This window comes from Pseudanabaena biceps PCC 7429 (assembly GCF_000332215.1).
Classification (GTDB): domain Bacteria; phylum Cyanobacteriota; class Cyanobacteriia; order Pseudanabaenales; family Pseudanabaenaceae; genus Pseudanabaena; species Pseudanabaena biceps.
Genome location: NZ_ALWB01000027.1, coordinates 12740 through 31496 on the forward strand (window position 1 = coordinate 12740; position 18757 = coordinate 31496).

At 42.9% G+C, this 18757-nt stretch carries 17 protein-coding genes and 1 pseudogene; 12 read left to right on the plus strand and 6 right to left on the minus strand.

Annotated elements, in window-relative coordinates; translation table 11 throughout:
* Positions 1–112: 112 nt before the first annotated feature.
* Complete coding sequence (rlmD, locus tag PSE7429_RS05065) at positions 113–1477, minus strand: 23S rRNA (uracil(1939)-C(5))-methyltransferase RlmD (RefSeq protein WP_009625998.1); 1365 nt, start codon at positions 1475–1477, stop codon at positions 113–115.
* Positions 1478–1543: 66 nt separating this feature from the next.
* On the opposite strand from rlmD, the gene PSE7429_RS05070 reads away from it, so the two are divergent.
* On the plus strand, positions 1544–2089 hold the full coding sequence (locus tag PSE7429_RS05070) for a GNAT family N-acetyltransferase (protein ID WP_009625999.1): 546 nt from the start codon (positions 1544–1546) through the stop codon (positions 2087–2089).
* Here the strand turns inward: PSE7429_RS05070 and PSE7429_RS27875 are convergent.
* Both PSE7429_RS27875 and pstB read right to left on the minus strand, forming a co-directional pair.
* A pseudogene (locus tag PSE7429_RS27875) lies at positions 2066–3021 on the minus strand (IS1595 family transposase). The gene PSE7429_RS05070 and the pseudogene PSE7429_RS27875 sit on opposite strands and share 24 nt — an antisense overlap.
* A gap of 318 nt (positions 3022–3339) precedes the next feature.
* Positions 3340–4128: a phosphate ABC transporter ATP-binding protein PstB gene (pstB, locus tag PSE7429_RS05085; protein ID WP_009626002.1), complete on the minus strand. Its 789-nt coding sequence runs from the start codon at positions 4126–4128 to the stop codon at positions 3340–3342.
* A gap of 885 nt (positions 4129–5013) precedes the next feature.
* Here pstB and pstS point away from each other — a divergent pair.
* The 3 genes from pstS (at position 5014) to pstA (ending at position 8425) form a co-directional block, all read left to right on the plus strand.
* Entirely contained in the window at positions 5014–6144 is a 1131-nt protein-coding gene (gene pstS / locus PSE7429_RS05095; protein WP_009626004.1) for a phosphate ABC transporter substrate-binding protein PstS, read from the plus strand.
* Positions 6145–6325: 181 nt separating this feature from the next.
* A complete protein-coding gene (pstC, locus tag PSE7429_RS05100; RefSeq protein WP_009626005.1) occupies positions 6326–7285 on the plus strand; it encodes a phosphate ABC transporter permease subunit PstC in 960 nt (319 codons plus the stop codon).
* 216 nt (positions 7286–7501) lie between these two features.
* Complete coding sequence (gene pstA, locus PSE7429_RS05105) at positions 7502–8425, plus strand: phosphate ABC transporter permease PstA (RefSeq protein WP_009626006.1); 924 nt, start codon at positions 7502–7504, stop codon at positions 8423–8425.
* Positions 8426–8609: 184 nt separating this feature from the next.
* Here pstA and PSE7429_RS05110 read toward each other — a convergent pair whose 3' ends face one another.
* Complete coding sequence (locus PSE7429_RS05110; protein WP_009626007.1) at positions 8610–9503, minus strand: alpha/beta fold hydrolase; 894 nt, start codon at positions 9501–9503, stop codon at positions 8610–8612.
* 450 nt (positions 9504–9953) lie between these two features.
* Between PSE7429_RS05110 and PSE7429_RS05115 the strand changes: the two genes are divergently transcribed.
* From PSE7429_RS05115 to PSE7429_RS05150, 8 genes are all read left to right on the plus strand, one after another.
* Complete coding sequence (locus tag PSE7429_RS05115; protein WP_009626008.1) at positions 9954–10703, plus strand: phycobilisome rod-core linker polypeptide; 750 nt, start codon at positions 9954–9956, stop codon at positions 10701–10703.
* Between the two features lie 147 nt (positions 10704–10850).
* The gene (locus PSE7429_RS05120; RefSeq protein WP_009626009.1) at positions 10851–11393 is read left to right on the plus strand and encodes a phycobiliprotein lyase; all 543 of its coding nucleotides are present in this window, start codon (positions 10851–10853) and stop codon (positions 11391–11393) included.
* Positions 11394–11881: 488 nt separating this feature from the next.
* Positions 11882–12862, plus strand: coding sequence for a hypothetical protein (locus tag PSE7429_RS05125; RefSeq protein ID WP_009626010.1), 981 nt, complete (start codon positions 11882–11884; stop codon positions 12860–12862).
* Positions 12863–12864: 2 nt separating this feature from the next.
* Positions 12865–13773, plus strand: coding sequence for an ABC transporter permease (locus tag PSE7429_RS05130; RefSeq protein WP_009626011.1), 909 nt, complete (start codon positions 12865–12867; stop codon positions 13771–13773).
* Entirely contained in the window at positions 13763–14563 is an 801-nt protein-coding gene (locus PSE7429_RS05135) for an ABC transporter permease (protein ID WP_009626012.1), read from the plus strand. Before PSE7429_RS05130 ends, PSE7429_RS05135 begins: the two co-directional genes overlap by 11 nt.
* Positions 14564–14985: 422 nt before the next feature.
* Positions 14986–15429, plus strand: coding sequence for an ATP-binding protein (locus PSE7429_RS05140; RefSeq protein WP_009626013.1), 444 nt, complete (start codon positions 14986–14988; stop codon positions 15427–15429).
* Entirely contained in the window at positions 15426–15776 is a 351-nt protein-coding gene (locus PSE7429_RS05145; RefSeq protein WP_009626015.1) for an STAS domain-containing protein, read from the plus strand. Before PSE7429_RS05140 ends, PSE7429_RS05145 begins: the two co-directional genes overlap by 4 nt.
* Before the next feature lie 238 nt (positions 15777–16014).
* Positions 16015–17394, plus strand: a complete 1380-nt coding sequence (locus PSE7429_RS05150; RefSeq protein ID WP_009626016.1) for a helix-hairpin-helix domain-containing protein — start codon at positions 16015–16017, stop codon at positions 17392–17394.
* 42 nt (positions 17395–17436) lie between these two features.
* Here the strand turns inward: PSE7429_RS05150 and PSE7429_RS05155 are convergent, their stop codons facing one another.
* Together PSE7429_RS05155 and PSE7429_RS05160 are read right to left on the minus strand one after the other, a co-directional pair.
* On the minus strand, positions 17437–17886 hold the full coding sequence (locus PSE7429_RS05155) for a tRNA (cytidine(34)-2'-O)-methyltransferase (protein ID WP_009626017.1): 450 nt from the start codon (positions 17884–17886) through the stop codon (positions 17437–17439).
* A gap of 310 nt (positions 17887–18196) precedes the next feature.
* Positions 18197–18592, minus strand: coding sequence for a hypothetical protein (locus tag PSE7429_RS05160; RefSeq protein WP_009626018.1), 396 nt, complete (start codon positions 18590–18592; stop codon positions 18197–18199).
* Positions 18593–18757 lie beyond the last annotated feature (165 nt).

The window sequence follows — 18757 nt, forward strand, 5'->3', positions numbered from 1 at the left end:
GGTTTAATACCAAAGCTCAAAATGGCGTAGCCATTTTGAGCTTTGAAAAACCTTACTGGGTTTGTTTTTTAATTCACAAAAGTGTTGTCACACTTTCGTGAATTGGTATTATTTACAATTTAGTGAGAAAGGCGATCGCTTCTACATGGGATGTTTGGGGGAAGAAATCGATCGGTTGAATGCGGGTAATTTGATAGCGATCGCCTTCGCATAGGAGCTTGAGATCTCTCGCCTGAGTTGCAGGATTGCAACTGACATACACAAGGCGATCGGGGGCATTTTCACGGAGAAATGTAATTACTTCGGGTTCGCATCCTTTACGCGGCGGATCGAGAATCACAATATCGGGATGTAAATTGAGAGTGCCAATCAGTTCTTCGACTTTGCCAGTATGAAAAACTACATTGTCAATGCCATTGAGCTCGGCATTAAGCTTGCCCTGAGCCGTCGCCTGTGGCTGGATTTCGATCGCGATCGCCTGTTTGACTTGTTCCGCTAATGGTAAGGCAATCGTGCCAATGCCAGCATAGGCATCTAAGAGAACTTCCGTTCCTTCTAAATTAAGTTCTGCTTCAATGATTTTTAACATTTGTTCGGCTTGCTCGGTATAGACCTGAAAGAAGGTATCCCCACGCAAACGGAAGGTTAATCCTGCAAACTTCTCCAATAGATAATCTTTTCCTGCAATGCAGCGGCTTTCGCGTCCAAAAATGGCATTGGTCTTATCGGGATTGCAATTGAGGATCACGCCAACTACCTTGTCATAGCGCTCCAACCAAGTTTGAGCAAATACGCTTAAGTTGGGAACCTGCCAATCTCTTGTTACTAAAGTAATTAGAATCTCTCCTGTCGATCTGCCAATCCGCAGTCCGAGATGCCGCAGTAATCCAGTATGCGTATTCTCGTCATAGATTTCCCAACATTGATTGTGAATATCCATTTTTAGCTCGGCAAGCATTGGATCGAGCCGTTCATCTTGGGCGGGACATTGATTGAGATTGACAATCCGATGGCTTCCTTTTTGGTAATATCCAGCCTTGAGATTGCCATCCTTACCCGTTGCGAGAGGATAAGTAACCTTGTTGCGATAGTGGAGGCTATCCTTTGCGCCAACGATTGGGGAAATTAGATCGGTCAGCATTTCGGGGCTAAATCCCCCAATTCTCTGCAATGCTTGCAGGACGATATTTTGCTTGGTTCTTAGCTGAGCTGGATAGCTAACTGCTTGCCATTGGCAGCCACCACACTTATCGGCAACAATGCAGCTAGGACGAACGCGATCGCTTGATGGCGTAAGGATTTTTTCAATGCTGGCATTGGCAAAGTTTTTCTTGACGAATTCTAGTTTGACCTGAAGGCGATCGCCTGGCACGCTATTAGGAACGAAGATCGCGATATTTTCGTAACGCCCCACCCCATCGCCGCTATCAGCAAGATCGTCAATGGTGAGCGTGATTTTTTGTCCCTGTAATAGCATGTTTTTATTGGTTTAGGAGGAAAAGCGCCAAGCATTATATGATTTAAAGCTATACGATTTAAAGCAATGTTAATTCGATTGTTTCAAAAGCAAGATAGCGATCGCATCGCGCAGTTGTTCCATGATACTGTGCGCGAGGTGAATATTCGCGATTATTCACCTGAACAGGTCAAGGCTTGGGCTCCCGATGACTTGTATTTCACCAACTGGACAGAAGATTGTAGTAATAACTTTACCTATGTTACGGAAGAAGAGGGCGAAATTATTGGCTTTGCCCAGCTAGAAACTAATGGTCATATCGATTGCTTCTTTTGTCATAAGGACTATCAGCGCTGTGGGGTGGGAACGCGCTTATATCGAGCCATTGAAGCCAAGGCTCTGGAATTAAAAATTGATCGCTTATTTGTGGAAGTAAGCATTACCGCGAGGGCATTTTTTAAAAGTCGTGGCTTTAAGGTGGTGAAGGAGCAACAAGTTGCTTGTCGTGGGGAAAAACTTACCAACTTTGTGATGGAGAAGTCTCTGGCAAAATATTTAGAGACCCCCGATCGCTTTGTTGTAGCAACTTTTTATCACTTTGCTGATGGCTCAATAGGTGTTTCGGGGAGGTGATGCAAGTAGAGATTGAAGCAAAGCAGTGAGCAAAGCTTTACCCCTTCTCTTAGCATTATGAACAAACTCAAAGAAACTCAAATATACAGGCAACTTTTCTTGAGAAATACCACGATGAGGTCTTAACCAAGAGCGCAAAAGCGACCAAAAGCCTTCCATTGTATTGACATGAACTTCACAAAAGCCATCACCATCTTCATCTCTTGCATATTCTCCCACACCATGACAAACAGTTTTGTGTGCATAGCCCCAATCTTGGAAAGGATTGTAGATAGCATATTCGTCAGTGTAAACCATAGTACCCAAAGCAATCGTTGCTTTAATCAGAGGCTCAATAGTGCGCTGTTGCACATTTTCTAACATCCGAATTACCACCTCACCACCACGCTGAATCATGCCGAAGATGGGTGGCTTTTCTTTTTCAAGCGTCCCCCGCCCCCGAATCCCTTTGAGCCGATTACGTCTTCCTTTGCGCCCTTTTTTTTAACTTCTTCGGGTTTACCTTTGTGTCCTGCCGTCACATATACCTCATCGCACTCGACTGCCCCAGATAAGTTTACTTCAGGCTTGCTTTGGTCAATACCTTCTCGCAATTGAGTGGTCATATCCTGCACTACATCCTTGTCTAGATCTAGTTCTTGGGCAATTTGTCGATTCGAGAGGTTTAATCCCATCAAGTACAGACACAATATCCACATCCGTAAAGGTTGATGGTGTCCTGCGAATATTGTGTCGGTTAGATCGTCAAAGTTTTTGTTGCAAGTTTTACACTGGTATCGTTGACGAGCTGGCTGCGTTTCATCTTTGCCTCGCTTTATCACCTCTGAGCTTTTACATGTGGGACAGTATATTCCTGTTGTCCATCGCATCTGACGCACTGTTTCGTAACATTTTTCGTCATCGATTAGATGGGTTAAGTTCACACTCAGCATAGTGATCGCGGCTTTTACATTTCGCTACAATATTATCAAATTCTTCCTTTCTTTCACCTCCCCGAAACACCTATTGAGCCACTGACTATAGCTATAAAAACTAAACTTAGTAAGGGTTTTCAAGTTAAGAAATGGCATAGCCATTTCTTAACTTGGTATTATATGTATAGCTGCCAGTCTTGTTAGGACAAAATTAAAACCCAAAATATTTTTGCCGCGTCGAGCGCGGCAAAAATATTTTGGGTTTGGTTAGCGCGAAGCGCCGCCCATACTTATCAAGAGATAAATCTTTGCTAGATTTATCTCTTGGTAATTGGTTTAACCAAATCTACCGCTAATGTACTCTTCAGTTGCAGTTTGTCTTGGGCTACTGAAAATTACGGAAGTGCGATCGATCTCGACTAGCTTGCCCGTACGTCGACCTGTTTCGCTTAGTTCGGTATTGAAGAATCCTGTGATGTCAGATACCCGTGAGGCTTGTTGCATATTGTGAGTCACAATTACAATTGTAAAGCGCTGTTTGAGTTCTGTCATCAACTCCTCAATTCTCAGAGTCGAAATAGGGTCGAGTGCCGAGCAGGGTTCATCCATCAAAATAACTTCTGGCTCAGTAGCGATCGCCCGCGCAATACATAGTCTTTGTTGTTGTCCCCCTGAAAGCGCTAAACCACTTTCTTTGAGTTTATCCTTGACTTCATCCCAAATCGCCGCTTGCTTAAGTGAACGTTCTACAAGATCGTCCATATCACTCTTGCTTCCTTTGTATCCATTAATCCGAGGACCAAAGGCAATATTTTCGTAAATAGATTTTGGAAATGGGTTAGGACGCTGAAATACCATACCAATCCGACGGCGTACAGCTACGGGATCGATCTTGGGATCGTAAAGATCGTGACTACCGAAGGTAATCTTACCTTTTACTTTTGCTCCAGCAATTAAATCATTTAAACGATTGAAACAACGTAAGACTGTACTTTTTCCGCAGCCTGAAGGACCGATGAAGGCTGTAATTTGATTAGTGTTAATCGCTAAGTTAACTCCAGAAACAGCAAGATTAGAACCGTAATATACCGAAACATTATCAGCATTAATAATTGTGTTTTCCATAGGATTTAAATTCATGTTCACTTGTGAAGGTTTTAAGTTTGAGATTTCCAAGGCTCAAAATCGTGATTCTCGTGATTCTAATGTTGTGCCTTCGATAGCTGTTCCGAAGTATGTACATCTTGATTTGCATCTCGGATATATACAGAATCAGTTCTTGTATAGATTTAAGATGCTTAGATTTGACATTCAATCCATATAGTCCTAAGCATTACAGCAATAGCTGTTACTGTAAATACATTCAGACAAAAAAATTTTATTGTTATATTCTCTTAAATCAAAATTAATTGAATCTTAATTGAATTATAAAAAGAAGTTCTTGTTATCTCTAGGATAGATTCTCTACACAGTTCGGTTGCTATGGTTCTATATTCATTCTATCAAATAAATGGAGGCATAATAACATATGGAATCATTAATCCTAAAATAAATAATTGCAGAATTATATTAGAAATTGATGTTGCACTTTGCCAGAGTATATAGCACCGAAGTATATCCAGTCTAGCTTTTTTTTCGATTACATATTTTTCTGAATTGCTTGTAAACCTTATGGGACAAAGCCTTAGGCTAGAAATAAAGGATTGGTCAATACCAGTAATTCTATACTGAAGGGCTACCATTTTAAGTGGCGATCGCTAATATTCGGACTCAGTTTTTGCTCTTAACCTTATCTTTACCTTCTGGTTGTATATTGATTCTGTTTGCTCATTGAAACCTTGGTTTAGTTGCTAGCTGTTAAGTTTTAATATGGTTTAAAGATGATTGCTATGTAGCTAATCAATTTATGGTTTTACTCAGAGCAATATTTAATGGCTAACTATGAAGTGTTTTAGAACCTTTTGAGTTAACTTTCTTAGAACTATTACAACGTTTCATAACATCATCACTATGCGTCCTAGCTTGAAACTATCTCGCCGTAAGGCAATCTATCTATCATTGGGTGGCGTTGGCTTTGCATTGGCATCTTGCACCTCGCCAGAGCCAACACCTGCACCCACAACACCTGCGGCAAGCGGAACTAGCAAGCCAACTGCATCGGCATCAGCACCTGCTACAGCACAGATAGCTGGCGGTAAGAGCATATCTCTCAGCGGCGCTGGAGCTTCTTTCCCCGCTCCTTTGTATCAACGTTGGTTTTCTGAATTCAACAAAAAATATTCCAACGTTCAAATTGGCTATCAGTCCGTTGGTAGTGGCGCAGGTGTAAAGCAGTTTATTGCTGGCACGGTTGATTTCGGCGCAAGCGATACTGCTATGAAAGATGACGAGATTGCGAAAGTTACCAAGGGTGCGGTATTAGTCCCCGTTGCTGCTGGCAGTATTGTGATTGCTTACAATCTTCCAGATGTTAAGGAAGTAAAACTTAGCCGTGAAGTTTACAGCAATATCTTCTTGGGCAAAATCACCAAGTGGAATGATCCTGCGATCGCCAAGTTAAATGATGGTGTTAAACTCCCTGATACTGCCATATCCGTTGTATCTCGTTCCGATGGAAGTGGAACTACTGGCGTATTTACGAAGCACTTGAGTGCTGTGAGCGCTGATTGGAAAGCAGGTCCTGGAGAAGGCAAATCGGTTCAATGGCCCACAGGTACTGGTGCGAAGGGTAACGAAGGCGTTGCCGCCGCAATCCAACAAACTGCTGGGGCGATTGGTTATATCGAGTACGGCTATGCAGTACAAAACAAAATCTCTTTTGCGACTATTGAGAATAAAGCTGGTAAGTATATCAAAGCCGATCCTGAAAGTGGTTCTAAGTCCCTTGCTGTCATTGAGTTGCCAGCTAACTTGATCGCTTTTGAACCAGATCCTAAGGGTGATGGAGCTTATCCAATCGTTTCCTATACTTGGTTGCTGCTTTATAAGAAGTATGACGATCCTACCAAGGCTGAAGCAATTAAAGCCATGTTGGATTGGGCTTTGACCGAAGGTCAAAAACTTAGTGGTGAATTGGGATATATCCCTCTACCTACTGAAGTAGTTACCAAGCTAAAGCCTGCGATCGCCACAATTTCTTAATTTCTCAATTGTGTAGATTACTTGTGTAGATTACTTGTGTAGATTCAATAATGAATTGCCACAGTTTAGCCTGATTTATGATTGAAAATAGGGCAAAGTTTAGATACAGATCTCGACCTTGCCCTATTTCCTTAGTTCTCTTCTTAATTCCGATGTAACGTTCGTTTTAAATATTTGCATAATGAGTTCTGAAATTACGACTTCTGAGATCAGCTTGCCTCAGCGTTCTGGCATTGCCCAGAAACTCGATCAAGGTTTTGTCTGGTTAACTCGAATTTTTGGGATCGGTGTCGCTGTCATCCTGATCTCAATGGTGGTTAAAGTAGGAATTGATGCTTTTCCTGCAATTAGTAAGTTTGGCTTAGGATTTTTGTTCTCTAGTGATTGGGATGTTACCAGAGATGCGTATGGAGTTCTACCACAAATCTATGGTACTTTGGTGAGCTCTTTAATTGCCCTGCTGGTAGCAGTGCCTATTGGTGTCGGTGTAGCAGTTTTTCTGAGTGAGGATTTTGACTTTCTGCCAAATAAAGTACAGGAAATTCTTGTATTTTTGGTAGAGCTTTTAGCCGCTATTCCTAGCGTAGTCTATGGTTTATGGGGCATCTTTGTTCTAATTCCCGTCATTAAACCAGTGGGCGATTTTCTATTCAACAACTTTAAGTGGTTCCCCCTATTTAGTACCCCTTTAAGTGGCACAGGGATGTTACCCGCTGCTCTCGTATTGGCGATTATGATTTTACCGACGATCGCAGCTATTTCTCGCGAAGCTTTAATCTCAGTACCTAAAGACATGCGTCAAGCTTCCATGGGTTTGGGTGCGACAAGATGGGAGACGATCGTGAAGGTATTGATACCCGCTTCTTTCTCAGGGATCGTCGGTGCTGTGATGTTGGCTCTTGGTCGTGCAATGGGTGAAACTATGGCGGTAACCATGCTGATCGGCAATGCTTCAAAAGTGAACTTCTCAATTTTGGCTCCTTCCAATTCAATTGCCGCAAAGTTAGCCAATGAATTCGCTGAAGCCGATGGCTTGCAGATTTCATCTTTAATGTATGCCGCTTTCGTGTTGTTTGCGCTGACTCTACTCGTCAATATCCTCGCCGAGCTATTAATTTTGCGCGTTCAACGCATTAAATAATTTGCATTTAATTTGCATTTAATTTGCATTCTTGTTTGCATTCTTGTTTGCATTCTCGCGTTATACCAATTCACTGAAGTGAGCCAACACTTCAGTGAATTAAAAAACAAACCCAGTAAGGTTTTGAGATTCCCAAAATGGCGTTGCCATTTTGGGAATTGGTATTAAGCCTCTGCTCCTCAGACTTCTCTACTTTTCAATGATTTTTACTAAAATATGACAGCTGAACCTCAAAATCTTGCTACGCCTAAAATCCCTATGGGGAACTTAGTAAGAGATTCTTCTTCTCCTCGCAATCTCTTTGGTAATTTGATGACAGGATTGACGGTTAGTGCGGCCGTGATCGCCCTACTGCCGTTGGTTGCTGTTCTCTCCTATGTCATCTTTAAAGGTGCGAGCCGCATTGACTTGGGTGTATTTACGCAGTTACCCCCAGCCCCTGGGCTTTCGGGCGGTGGCTTTGGTAATGCGATTGTCGGTACATTGGTAATGGTTGGCATTGCCGCCCTAATTAGCGTGCCGTTTGGACTGATGGCAGCGATCTTTGTCTCCGAGTTTGGCGGCAAAAATCAGATCGTTTTTTGGATTCGCTTTGCAACCAACGTTTTGAGCGGTGTACCTTCGATCGTAGTTGGTGTGTTTACCTATGGGATTGTCGTCATTAAGGGTGGTTTGTCCCTTGGGCTAGGTTTTTCGGCTGTCGCTGGAGGAATAGCTCTATCGGTGCTGATGCTCCCCATTATCGTCCGCACGAGCGAAGAAAGCCTAAAGCTCGTACCCGATGAAATTCGCCAAGCCGCAGTTGGGGTTGGTGCTACGAAGTTCCAAACTGTATTTTTTGTGGTTTTGCCAGCCGCATTACCTGCGATCGTTACAGGGGCAATGCTTGCAGTTGCTAGGGCTGCGGGTGAAACAGCTCCTCTAATCTTTACTGCGCTCTTCAGTCAGTATTGGGCAAATGGAGTTTTGGAGAAAACTGCGTCCTTGGGCGTACTTGTTTATAACTTCTCAATTGTGCCTGGAGGTCCTCAGTTTATCAATCAGCAGCAACTTGCTTGGGCTGGAGCCTTGGTTTTAGTTGTGATGATTTTGATAACAAGTATTCTTTCCCGTTTGGCAACGGGCAAAAGAACCTATTAATTAAGTAGCTAAGCATAAGTAAGCCAAACCCAAAGAGCGTAACGCCCGCTACGCGGGCGTTACGCTCTTTGGGTTTGGCTTAGCTATTTACCAAGTTAAGAAATGGCATAGCCATTTCTTAACTTGAGTATTAAACCCGAAAGATGAGTGGCGATGCGAAGCATCGCCACTCATTAATCAAACCTTATAGTGCGAGAACTCTTAGCAAGATCTCATTTACTACTTCTGGTACTTCATCCTGCGGGCAATGCCCTGCATTAGCGATCGCCATAAATTCTTTGACGGCAGTAAATTTTGTAAAAGATGCGCGACCTAGGCTAATGGGTTCCCAAGGATCGCGATCGCCCCACAGCACGATCGCATCGCAGGGCAAAATGGCTAATAGGTCTTCTGGTCTAGGTCCTTGGGAATAGCGCACAAAAGCCATAAATACATCAACAGCATGAGGATTTTGGGCGGGCTTAATTAAGATCTCAATTAATTCATCGGTAATGGCTTCTTTATGAAAGTAGGCTTGCGACAGAATTTGTTTTACCGATCGTGGCTGACGTACCCGATCAAAAAATAATTTGGCGATCTCCCTTACACCCAAAATATTCTGCACTACCTTCACCCCGACTCTCTTAAACCAAGGCATAGCTAATTGATTTTGTTCTTGTAATAGGCGCAATGAGCAATTAATCAATACTGTCTTGACGATCAGATCGGGGGCATAGATCGCCGCCTGCATCGCCACAACTGCCCCGATGGAATTTCCAATTAAAATAGCGCGATCGCCGACTACCTCACGCACGAAATCGGCAACCTGTTGTCCCCAAGTTTCAAAAGTGTAGGCAAGATTGCTGGGGTTAGGCTGAGCCGAACTCCCAAAACCCACCAGATCGATCGCATAAACTCGGAATTCTTGCGCTAAAACAGGCAAGTTTTTTCGCCAATGCCCTACCGAAGCGCCAAACCCATGAATTAAAACCAGTGCGGGTTTATCTAAATTTTCTGTCAGCCCCTCCGCACAATAACCAATCTCATAACCCCGCCATGTCCAAAAGCGATCGGCGAACTTGCGATATGTAAAAATCATGGGGATAACTTAGTGATTGCGAAATATAGCAGAATTTTTAGCTCCGTGATGTATCCCATAAAACGATGAGCAACCTTAATAAAGGTAAACTTATATGAAGGAAGTAGAACTAGCTAATTTCGCCTATCCTATCATTGACTAGAGGTTAGCCTCTTGTAATTTTATTTAGCTTATTTAGTCCTAAACTCATTGGATTACGGGTTGCTTTTTGACACAAGCAATGTCAAAACTGTCAAAACCGTCTGCCAACATAAATTTAGGTTTTGTGATATTCAAAATGTCCTATGGCAAAATTGAACATCACAGTAGCCATCCTAAATGAGTTGTAAGAGAAGCATTTTATCGATGCATCTCCTATAACCGCCAAAAACATCAATCATTTAGGAGCGCTATAAAAATTTGGGAATAAGTATTTTTATAACTTTTCGATAATATTTTGGAGATTTAAACGTGGCGCTTCCTTTGTTGAATTACGCTCCAGCATCGCAAAATTCTCGCGTCGCTGGGTTTACAGTCGGTAGTGACAACTCACCTCGCATCTATAACACTGCAAACCTGCTCTCTAGCACTGAGCTGGATGATTTGATCGAAGCTGCTTATCGACAAATTTTCTTCCACGCATTTGCAACCGATCGCGAAGTCACACTCGAATCGCAATTGCGATCTGGCAATATCTCAGTCAGACAATTTGTACGAGGACTAATTCTCTCCGACACCTATAGAAGAAGTTTTTACGAAAAAAACAGCAATTATCGCTTTGTCGAGCAAACCGTACAGCGTGTTCTTGGTCGTGATGTTTACAGCGAAAAAGAAAAAATTGCTTGGTCAATTGTGGTAGCTACCAAAGGGATTGAAGGTTTCATTGATGCCTTGCTTAACAGCGATGAGTATCTTGAAGCTTTCGGTGATGATACCCTTCCTTACCAACGTCGTCGCGTTCTGCCCAGTCAAGCGATCGGTGAAGTACCTTTCAATATCAAGTCTCCTCGCTACGATGCTTACCATCGTGCGCAATTGGGCTTCCCTCAACTTGTTTGGCAGAATACAGTTCGCAGCTATGTGGTTACCGACAGAGCACCAAAAACTGGCGATCCAGCTTTGTTCTTGAATATGGCTCGCAGCATCAATGCGAACCCCGTGAACTCCACTCCTGTATCTGCACAAAACCTTGACTACGAACGTCTAGTTCCTCGTCGTTAAATCGAACCTGCAAGAGCGAGGTCATTTCCTTACTCTTAAGTCTAGAAAGCAAAGGGGGCGCAATGCGTCCCCTTTGCTTTGACTGCAAATTGCTATAAAATTTGTGTCAAAATTAACTATTTTTATATTTTCACTATATTTTCACTAATGGATATTCATCAGTTTCTCGAACTCTTTGTCGGTCGCTGGCGATCGCAACGCAGCGATCATCAATTTGGTGAGGGCAATGGTAATGATAGCCGTTCAGTGATTGAGATAACTTCGTTAAGCCTTAATGACCCAGAACTAATTGCCACATGTCAGAGCCATGACATTGATATAAATGCTGTGGTGCTTCCTATCAAAATCTCATGGGAGGAAGAATCCCTCAATAGTAATAAGCCTAAGGGAAATGCTTTGCTCGTTCCCGTTCCCGATCCAGAGATGCCGAGCAAAGGCGTGATTTTGACCAAGCTGGGTAAAGGGGTGTACGAGTTTGGGGCAGATGAAGCGTTAACAATTCAAACGGTAACAGCCCATGCAGCGATCGAAGAACGGATTTGGTATGGTAATCCTAATTTAAGATTTCGCGTAGCTACGTTGTTGCAGGGTGATCGGGGCAGCGATCGCCAAACTGATCGTCAAACTGATCGTCAAGTTAAGTCTTCCACCTTTTATTCGGAAATTCGGAGTACCGCACCCAAGGCATAAACAGTAAAAGAGATGCAGTAATGCATCTCTTTTACTGTTTTAAGTAAGGGACTTGCGATTTAATGAAGTACCAAATATAAAACCCTAAAACCTGCAGCACACGCGCAGCGTGCGCCGCAGGTTTTATTTCAGGAAGTGGGATATCAATGTCCATACTTCAAGCCCAATAAAACCCGCTAAAAAGACAAAGATTGCAATATTTAAGCCCGTTTTAATTTTTTCCATATTGTTATTGATATTTTCTGTGAATATTTTCTGTGAATATTTTTCGTGAATATTTTCTGTGAATATTTTCCGTGAATAGATTAGGATGGATATCGCTTAGCATCTTGGATCCTAATCTATTGCAGATCGACATATTTTTGATGAATAGGTGCTTAAATAAACCAAATCATTTTAACTAGAAAAAAGATCGCTTTATAAAGATCGCTTTATCTAGTTGCGTTAAACTTAACCGTTATTACATTCAAGTGTGAGGATGTACTGTTGTGAACTGGGTTAGAAAGGCTAGTATTTTCGGAACTGTAATGATCGTCTCCTGCGCGATCGTGCAATCAGCATCAGCCCGTTTCGTGATCTTCGTTGCAGGTAACGATTCTGCAACATTACAAAAAGTTCGTACGATTGCACCAACTGCTTTTCCTACAAAAATCAACGATCAACCTGCGATCCAAGCTGGCACATTTAACTCAGAGACGAGTGCTGATAGCTTAGCGATCTCCCTGCAACAATCTGGATTGTCAGCCCAAAAGTACTTTAAATCCACGGGTGGAAAGGAAAGTAACGTCCAAGTCCCCTTTACTGACTCCGCCAGTTCTACTACCTCGGCAACCCCTCAGCAGGTTGTTATTCAACAAAACTCTACAACGCCCCAACCCGTAAGCTCCCAGCCCGATTCCCAGCCTCAAGTCTTCAGTTCGGTACCACAACAGACAATCGTTTATACTAATCCTCAATATCAACAGATCGCTACCAGTGCTGTTGTCCCTCAAGTGCAAACCCAGCAAGTTTTAGTTCCTCGATGGCAACAGGTCTTGGTTCCAGAAACTCGACAAGTTGTAACTCAGTCCGTTGTACCCCAGACCCAAGTAGTCCAGTCAGGCTATGTGCAGCCACAAACAGGATTTATTCCTACCACGACTCCAGTTGCGGCGACGACAACTTCTGATGCGACGACAACGACTAACTATGCGCTGTCACCTCAGACAGTTACTAGCTATAGCAATGATACCCAATTACCTCAAGCAACTCAGAATCCAAACTTTCGCTATGTTGCCGCTATCCCCGCTCCTGTTAATAACCAATTTCTGTTAGCAAGGGTTCGTCAATATGTGCCTAATGCCTTTTTTACAAATTCTGGGCGTGGTACTTATATTCATGCAGGTGCTTATCAAAGTCGTGATGCGGCGGAATCTGTATCGCGCTATTTGCGATCGCAAGGTGTTGACTCCCGAGTTCTTTACTTCTAACTATGCCTGTGAATAGCCCCTCAGAGACTAAACGCGAGCCAAACTCCAAAGCAGTTCGGCGCTTGACATGGCTTGAGCCTTTAGCCTTACTGTTTCCCAGTGGCTTTTGGCTGGTGGTATTTCTTATTGTCCCAACTGTTTTTATTTTAATTCAAAGCTTTGTCCCCTTTGGTAAAACTTCGTTTGGCATAGATAACTACCAAAGAGTATTTGAGTATGTCGGTGGTAACTTTATCTATCTTGTAGTGGTATGGCGATCGCTGCTGTATGCAATTATTACTACAGCCTTTTGTTTGCTCTTAGGGTTTCCCGTGGCTTACTGGCTTGCCGTGATCGTGCCCAAGCGTTGGCGGAACATTTTACTTGTGCTATTTGTGTTGCCTCTATGGACTTCGTCCCTCTTGCGCTCCTATGCATGGATTACCATTTTGCGTCCCACAGGAGTTTTAAATAGCTTTTTAAATTTTCTGGGGCTATCAGGGATCAATGTCCTGAACAAAGCTGAGGGTGTAATTATTGGCATGATCTATACCTATCTGCCCTATATGGTTTTGGTGCTCTATACCTCGCTCGAACGACTTGATCTGCGCTTATTAGAAGCCGCCGCCGATCTTGGTGCAAATTCGCGCCAAACTTTTTGGAAGATTACTATTCCCCAAGTCTCGTCAGGTATTATTGCGGGGCTTGCATTAGTGTCGATTACTAGTTTTAGCGATTACATAAATCCTCAACTCTTGGGCGGTCCTGGAAGTCGGACGATCGCCTCGATTATAGAATTGCAATTTTTGGGGGCAAGTAGTAACAGGGGGTTTGGTTCCGCCTTGAGTATGGTCTTGATCCTTGCGGTCACAATTGTCATTGCTTTGCTACTCAAATATGGCGATCGCAGGGTGGTGAGTGATGGCGAATGAAATGAATGCGGCTCCCATTAAGCGTTGGCAAACTTGGTATGCCTTGATTGCCTTTTTATATATGTACTTGCCGATTGCCGTTCTTACTATTTTTAGTTTTAATAAATCTCCCTCCCCATCACAATGGACGGGTTTTACTTGGGAATGGTATGCCAAGTTTCTGCAAAATCCCACCCTATTAGCAGCATTAAAAAATAGCCTGAGCGTTGCTTTAACGGCAGTATCCGTCGCCGCAGTCCTTGGTACGCTCACCGCCGTTGGATTGGCAAGGTATTATTTTCCAGGAAAAAATCTATATCGAGGAGCTACCTACTTACCCTTAATTATTCCTGACATTGCGATCGCAGTGGCAACCCTTGTATTTTTTGCAGCAATCAAGATTCAACTCAGTCTTGTCACAATTGTGATTGCCCATATTGTTTTCTGCTTAGCCTATATTGCCGTAGTTGTCTCCAGCCGACTTGCGACGATCGATCCGAAACTAGAGGAGGCGGCGTTAGATCTAGGGGCTACTCCCGTCCAAGCATTTTTTCGAGTTTTACTGCCCCAACTTTTGCCAGGGATTTTGTCGGGCAGTCTCCTCGCATTTATTCTGAGTATGGACGACTTTGTGATTGCCTATTTTACCGCAGGCGTTGGTTCCACTACATTACCGATCGCGATTTTCTCCTCCCTCAGAAATGGAGGGGTAACACCAGAATTAAATGCCCTAAGCGTATTACTAATTATTGCCTCCGCCTCGATCGCCTCAATTGCTGAAGTGATTAGAAGCTCGGGAACGCATGACTGATATCGACCCAATTATGAGTGGTGGTGCGAAGCCCCAATCTTCTCTTGTTTAAATATAAAATCCTAACACCTGCGGCGTGCGCCACAGGTGTTAGATCGGGATTTTAATTATGCTCAGCTACTTACACTTAGCGACAAATATGAGTAAATTTCTTAAATCATTTAGAATTGCTAGAGATATAAAAAATAGATGTTAAGCTAACTTTGAGAGAAATATTGCTTTAGCTATTTACAGTTTTTTGCTAATATAAATCTGCAATTGTGATTTGAGAATTGACGATATCTGTAATCCTTAATCCAATTGGATTTGCGCAATTTTTTGTCAAAGCTTTATCAAAAAATAATTGGTTTTGCTAACATAGGCTAAAAACGTGTGGTATATTACATCTGGCAAAGCTAATCAAAGCTACAGAATGACTCCCCATGAGTGAGAAGCCTTTAAAGCTGCGAATCTCAATTCCACCCGTTGAGGGAATCGAGGACATTCCCATCGCAGCGGTCGAAGTACTCGCTACAAAAATGGGGTTTAGTCCCGATGCTGTGCAAGATGTCGTACAAGCTCTTACGGAAGCTTTAGTTAACGCAGTTCTTTACAGTACATCTGATCTTGACGTGGAAGTTGTAGTTTTCGCGGCACATACTAGCCTAGTTGTAGAAGTCCACGATCGTGGATCAGGTTTTGATGTTGATAGTGTACCACCCCCTGATTTTGATTTGATATCCGAGATTGGTGTCAAAAACGGCGGTTTTGGTATACATATGATCAAAGCACTGGTTGATAAGGTCGAGATCGAGTCTACTAATCAAGGTACAACCGTTCGCATGAGTAAGTTTCTGTCTGTCCACAAACCCATTCTCCAATCATGACTCATTCCTCATTTTTACAAGATGAACTCAAGATCGTCGAACAAATTGACGGCGATCAAGTTATTCTCAAACTGAATGGTGCTTTGAGTGTAACCACAGTGCCCTATTTCCGACAAGCTGTACAACCGTTTATCGATCGTAAGCTAGTAGCGATAGTCTTAGATTTTGAAGGAGTGACCAAGATTGTCAGTAGAGGTGTAGGTGCGGCGATCGATATGGCCGTTCAAGCCAAAAAGCAAGGTGGTAAGTTGCGATTAGAGAATGTTGGTAAATATGGTCGTTCTCTTTACATTCAAGGCGTGCATTTAGTGGCGGAAGTGCCTGAATTAGAAGGCTTCGAGCCATAAGTGCGCTAAAAATCCACTAAAATCCACTAAAATTCATCAAACTGTTAAGTTGGGTTTAACAATATATCTGCTGTTTGTAGAAGTTTTCAGGCAAGTGAGGTGTAGCGGGTTGGGGATACAACTCCTTATTTCATTGGATTGGGAAATGACTTAACGGCAGATATATTTTTGTTGAGCCCTACTTTTTGAATCATAAAAAATAAGTCATAAAAAATAAGTCATAAAATAAATCATCAAGATGAAAATCGTCAGTCGCAAATCGTTGGGGGGGCAATGTGTTTTCGATATTGGCTTAGCTCGCGATCATAATTTTTTATTAGCTAATGGTTGCATCGCCTCAAATTGCTTTAACAAGTCTCACAGTGTAGCCTACGGATATGTAACCTACCAGACTGCCTATCTCAAGGCAAATTATCCTGTTGAATATATGGCGGCGCTGCTATCCTCGGTCAGTGGTGACCAAGACAAGGTGCAGCGATATATTGCCAACTGCCGTAGCATGGGAATTCCTGTGGTTCCACCTGATGTCAATAGCTCGGGGGAAGATTTTACCCCACGCGGGCAGCAAATTTTATTTGGTTTGGCAGCGATTAAAAATCTTGGTGCGGGACCGATCGCTGCGATTTTACAGGCTCGCCAAGAAGGAGGAGCGTTTACTTCGCTTGCGGATCTATGTAGCCGTCTGGATTCGCGATCGCTTAACAAAAAAGCCTTAGAAGCCTTAATTCAGACGGGAGCCCTCGACCTGCTAGAGCCAAATCGTCATCAATTGATGAATGATTTGGACATGACGATGGAATGGGCTTCACGCCGTGCTAAGGAGCAAGCTTCAGGACAGGGTAATCTTTTTGATTTTTTTGGCGAAAGTAGTAATACTAAAACCTTTGATACCGCTCCCAAGTCTTCTCCCGTACAGGACTATTCCTCCCAAGAAAAACTACGTCTTGAAAAAGAATTACTTGGTTTCTATATTTCCGATCATCCTCTGAATGGAGTTAGTCGTTCGGCAAAATTAATGGCTCCCATTAATCTTTGCGATATTCCTGACTCTTCAGAAACCAAGATGGTTACGGCGATCGCCTTAATTCTTGATATCAAAGAAGTCGTTACTAAAAAAGGCGATCGCATGGCAATTTTGCAGATTGAAGATCTGACAGGCAGTACGGAGGCAGTAGTTTTTCCGAAAACCTTTGATAAGGTGAAACATCTGCTTGAGAAAGACAAACGCTTGATGGTGTGGGGAAAAATCGATCGCCGCGACGAACAGACGCAATTGATTGTGGATAATATGCAGCCAATTGAGTCGGTAAGGATGGTCAGAGTTGAGCTTACTCGTGAACAGGCAAGGGATCGCCAAGTTTTAGAACAACTCAAACAGGCTTTAAACCCCAATCCGAATAATGGTAATTTCTCCCAAGGCAATTCCCATTATGGCAATTCTAGTTACAACAAAAATGAACCCGATCGGTCGGCTAAAATTCCCGTCATTGCCGCGATCGAATATATGCCCAAGCTAGTCCGCCTCGGCAATCAGTTCTGGGTCGAGGATGAAGAAACTGCCGTTAAGTCCTTACAGAGTGCTGGATTTAAAGCAACTTATGATTCCTTAGTTACTTAAGCCATCAAAGTAAAAATCGGTAACCCTTGGGGGCTGAGCGTTCTAATTAAGTCCTAATTGTCTTCGGGCTTCAAATAATCCGAGGGCAGCGCTTACTGACAGGTTGAGGCTGCGGACTTTAGGATGCTCCATCGGAATATACACCGCAGGATTGTTGATGACGACTTCTTCGGGTAATCCCTTTGACTCACTGCCAAATAGGAGCCAGTCCCCATCTTGAAATTGAAATTCACGAAAGTTTGTGGCTCCGCGAGTACTAAAGCAGATCCATCGAGCATCTTGAGATGCTTGGCGTAGAGATTCAATGTTCGGATGGACTGTGACGTTTACATATTCCCAATAATCTATACCTGCCCGCTTGAGTTGGCGATCGTTAATTTCAAAGCCTAAAGGCTCTACTAAATGGAGGTGTGTATTTGTAGCGGCACAGGTACGAGCGATATTGCCAGTATTGGGCGGGATTTCGGGATAAATGAGGGCAACTTGTAGCATTGACTGTGAGTATATTAAAAGGCTGCATTGTTTAAGTAGCTGGGCATAATTAAAACCCAGAATCCAAACCTGTAGCGCACGCTGCGCGTGCGCTACAGGTTTTGGAGTTTTATATTTAATTGCGCCTTGCTACTTACACAGTCTTTTAATATATAGCAACATAAGGTTTGCTTAGGAAATAAAACCCAAAAGATGAGTGGCGGCGCAAAGCGCCGCCACTCATCTTTTGGGTTTTATTTGTCTCGCTACAGGTTTTAGGGTTTTATATTTAATTACACCTAGCAACTTATTGCATTCAATTTGTATTCAATTATTGTTTGGTGCGTTCTTCAATATCTTCAATGGTCTGGAGTACGAGGCGTTTGGCTTGAAGTTGCCAACCCCATTTCTGTAAAGCGATCGCGATAATTGTGCCCATAATGGTGGCAATAAAATCGACGGGTTGATTCATTGATATTCCCAATAGTAGTCCTAGTCCTGCAATTCCCCAAAAAGGTAAGGAAACAGTTTGACGATTTTTTTCAACTATTTGGCTAATATCATTGGTGGGTAGAGTTGCAAGTAGTTCGGCTTTGACTTGCTTTTGTTCGGCAACATTTAGCAATAGACCGATCTTCTGACGCAGTTTTTCGATTTTACGGGCGGGAGTACTGTACTGCACTAGTTCATCTTCCGCCATCATGATGAGGCGCTCTAGCTTTGCCATAGGTAAATCGATCTCTTAGTTATTTAGTGAAATTAGTAAATTATCGCGATCGCAATTACTATTAATTACCATATAAAACCCTAAAAGCTGCGGCGCACGCTGCGCGTGCGCCGCAGCTTTTCTGAGTTATTTAGCTACATTTAACCCCAAGAATTGACTGGCGGC

Coding starts and splice junctions, on each gene's coding strand:
- pstC (WP_009626005.1), top strand. CDS start 6,326: ATGAGTTCTGAAATTACGACTTCTGAGATCAGCTTGCCTCAGCGTTCT.
- PSE7429_RS05150 (WP_009626016.1), top strand. CDS start 16,015: ATGAAAATCGTCAGTCGCAAATCGTTGGGGGGGCAATGTGTTTTCGAT.
- PSE7429_RS05135 (WP_009626012.1), top strand. CDS start 13,763: ATGGCGAATGAAATGAATGCGGCTCCCATTAAGCGTTGGCAAACTTGG.
- PSE7429_RS05070 (WP_009625999.1), top strand. CDS start 1,544: ATGTTAATTCGATTGTTTCAAAAGCAAGATAGCGATCGCATCGCGCAG.
- PSE7429_RS05110 (WP_009626007.1), bottom strand. CDS start 9,503: ATGATTTTTACATATCGCAAGTTCGCCGATCGCTTTTGGACATGGCGG.
- PSE7429_RS05140 (WP_009626013.1), top strand. CDS start 14,986: ATGAGTGAGAAGCCTTTAAAGCTGCGAATCTCAATTCCACCCGTTGAG.
- PSE7429_RS05145 (WP_009626015.1), top strand. CDS start 15,426: ATGACTCATTCCTCATTTTTACAAGATGAACTCAAGATCGTCGAACAA.
- pstS (WP_009626004.1), top strand. CDS start 5,014: ATGCGTCCTAGCTTGAAACTATCTCGCCGTAAGGCAATCTATCTATCA.
- PSE7429_RS05120 (WP_009626009.1), top strand. CDS start 10,851: ATGGATATTCATCAGTTTCTCGAACTCTTTGTCGGTCGCTGGCGATCG.
- pstB (WP_009626002.1), bottom strand. CDS start 4,128: ATGGAAAACACAATTATTAATGCTGATAATGTTTCGGTATATTACGGT.
- PSE7429_RS05130 (WP_009626011.1), top strand. CDS start 12,865: ATGCCTGTGAATAGCCCCTCAGAGACTAAACGCGAGCCAAACTCCAAA.
- pstA (WP_009626006.1), top strand. CDS start 7,502: ATGACAGCTGAACCTCAAAATCTTGCTACGCCTAAAATCCCTATGGGG.
- PSE7429_RS05160 (WP_009626018.1), bottom strand. CDS start 18,592: ATGGCAAAGCTAGAGCGCCTCATCATGATGGCGGAAGATGAACTAGTG.
- rlmD (WP_009625998.1), bottom strand. CDS start 1,477: ATGCTATTACAGGGACAAAAAATCACGCTCACCATTGACGATCTTGCT.
- PSE7429_RS05155 (WP_009626017.1), bottom strand. CDS start 17,886: ATGCTACAAGTTGCCCTCATTTATCCCGAAATCCCGCCCAATACTGGC.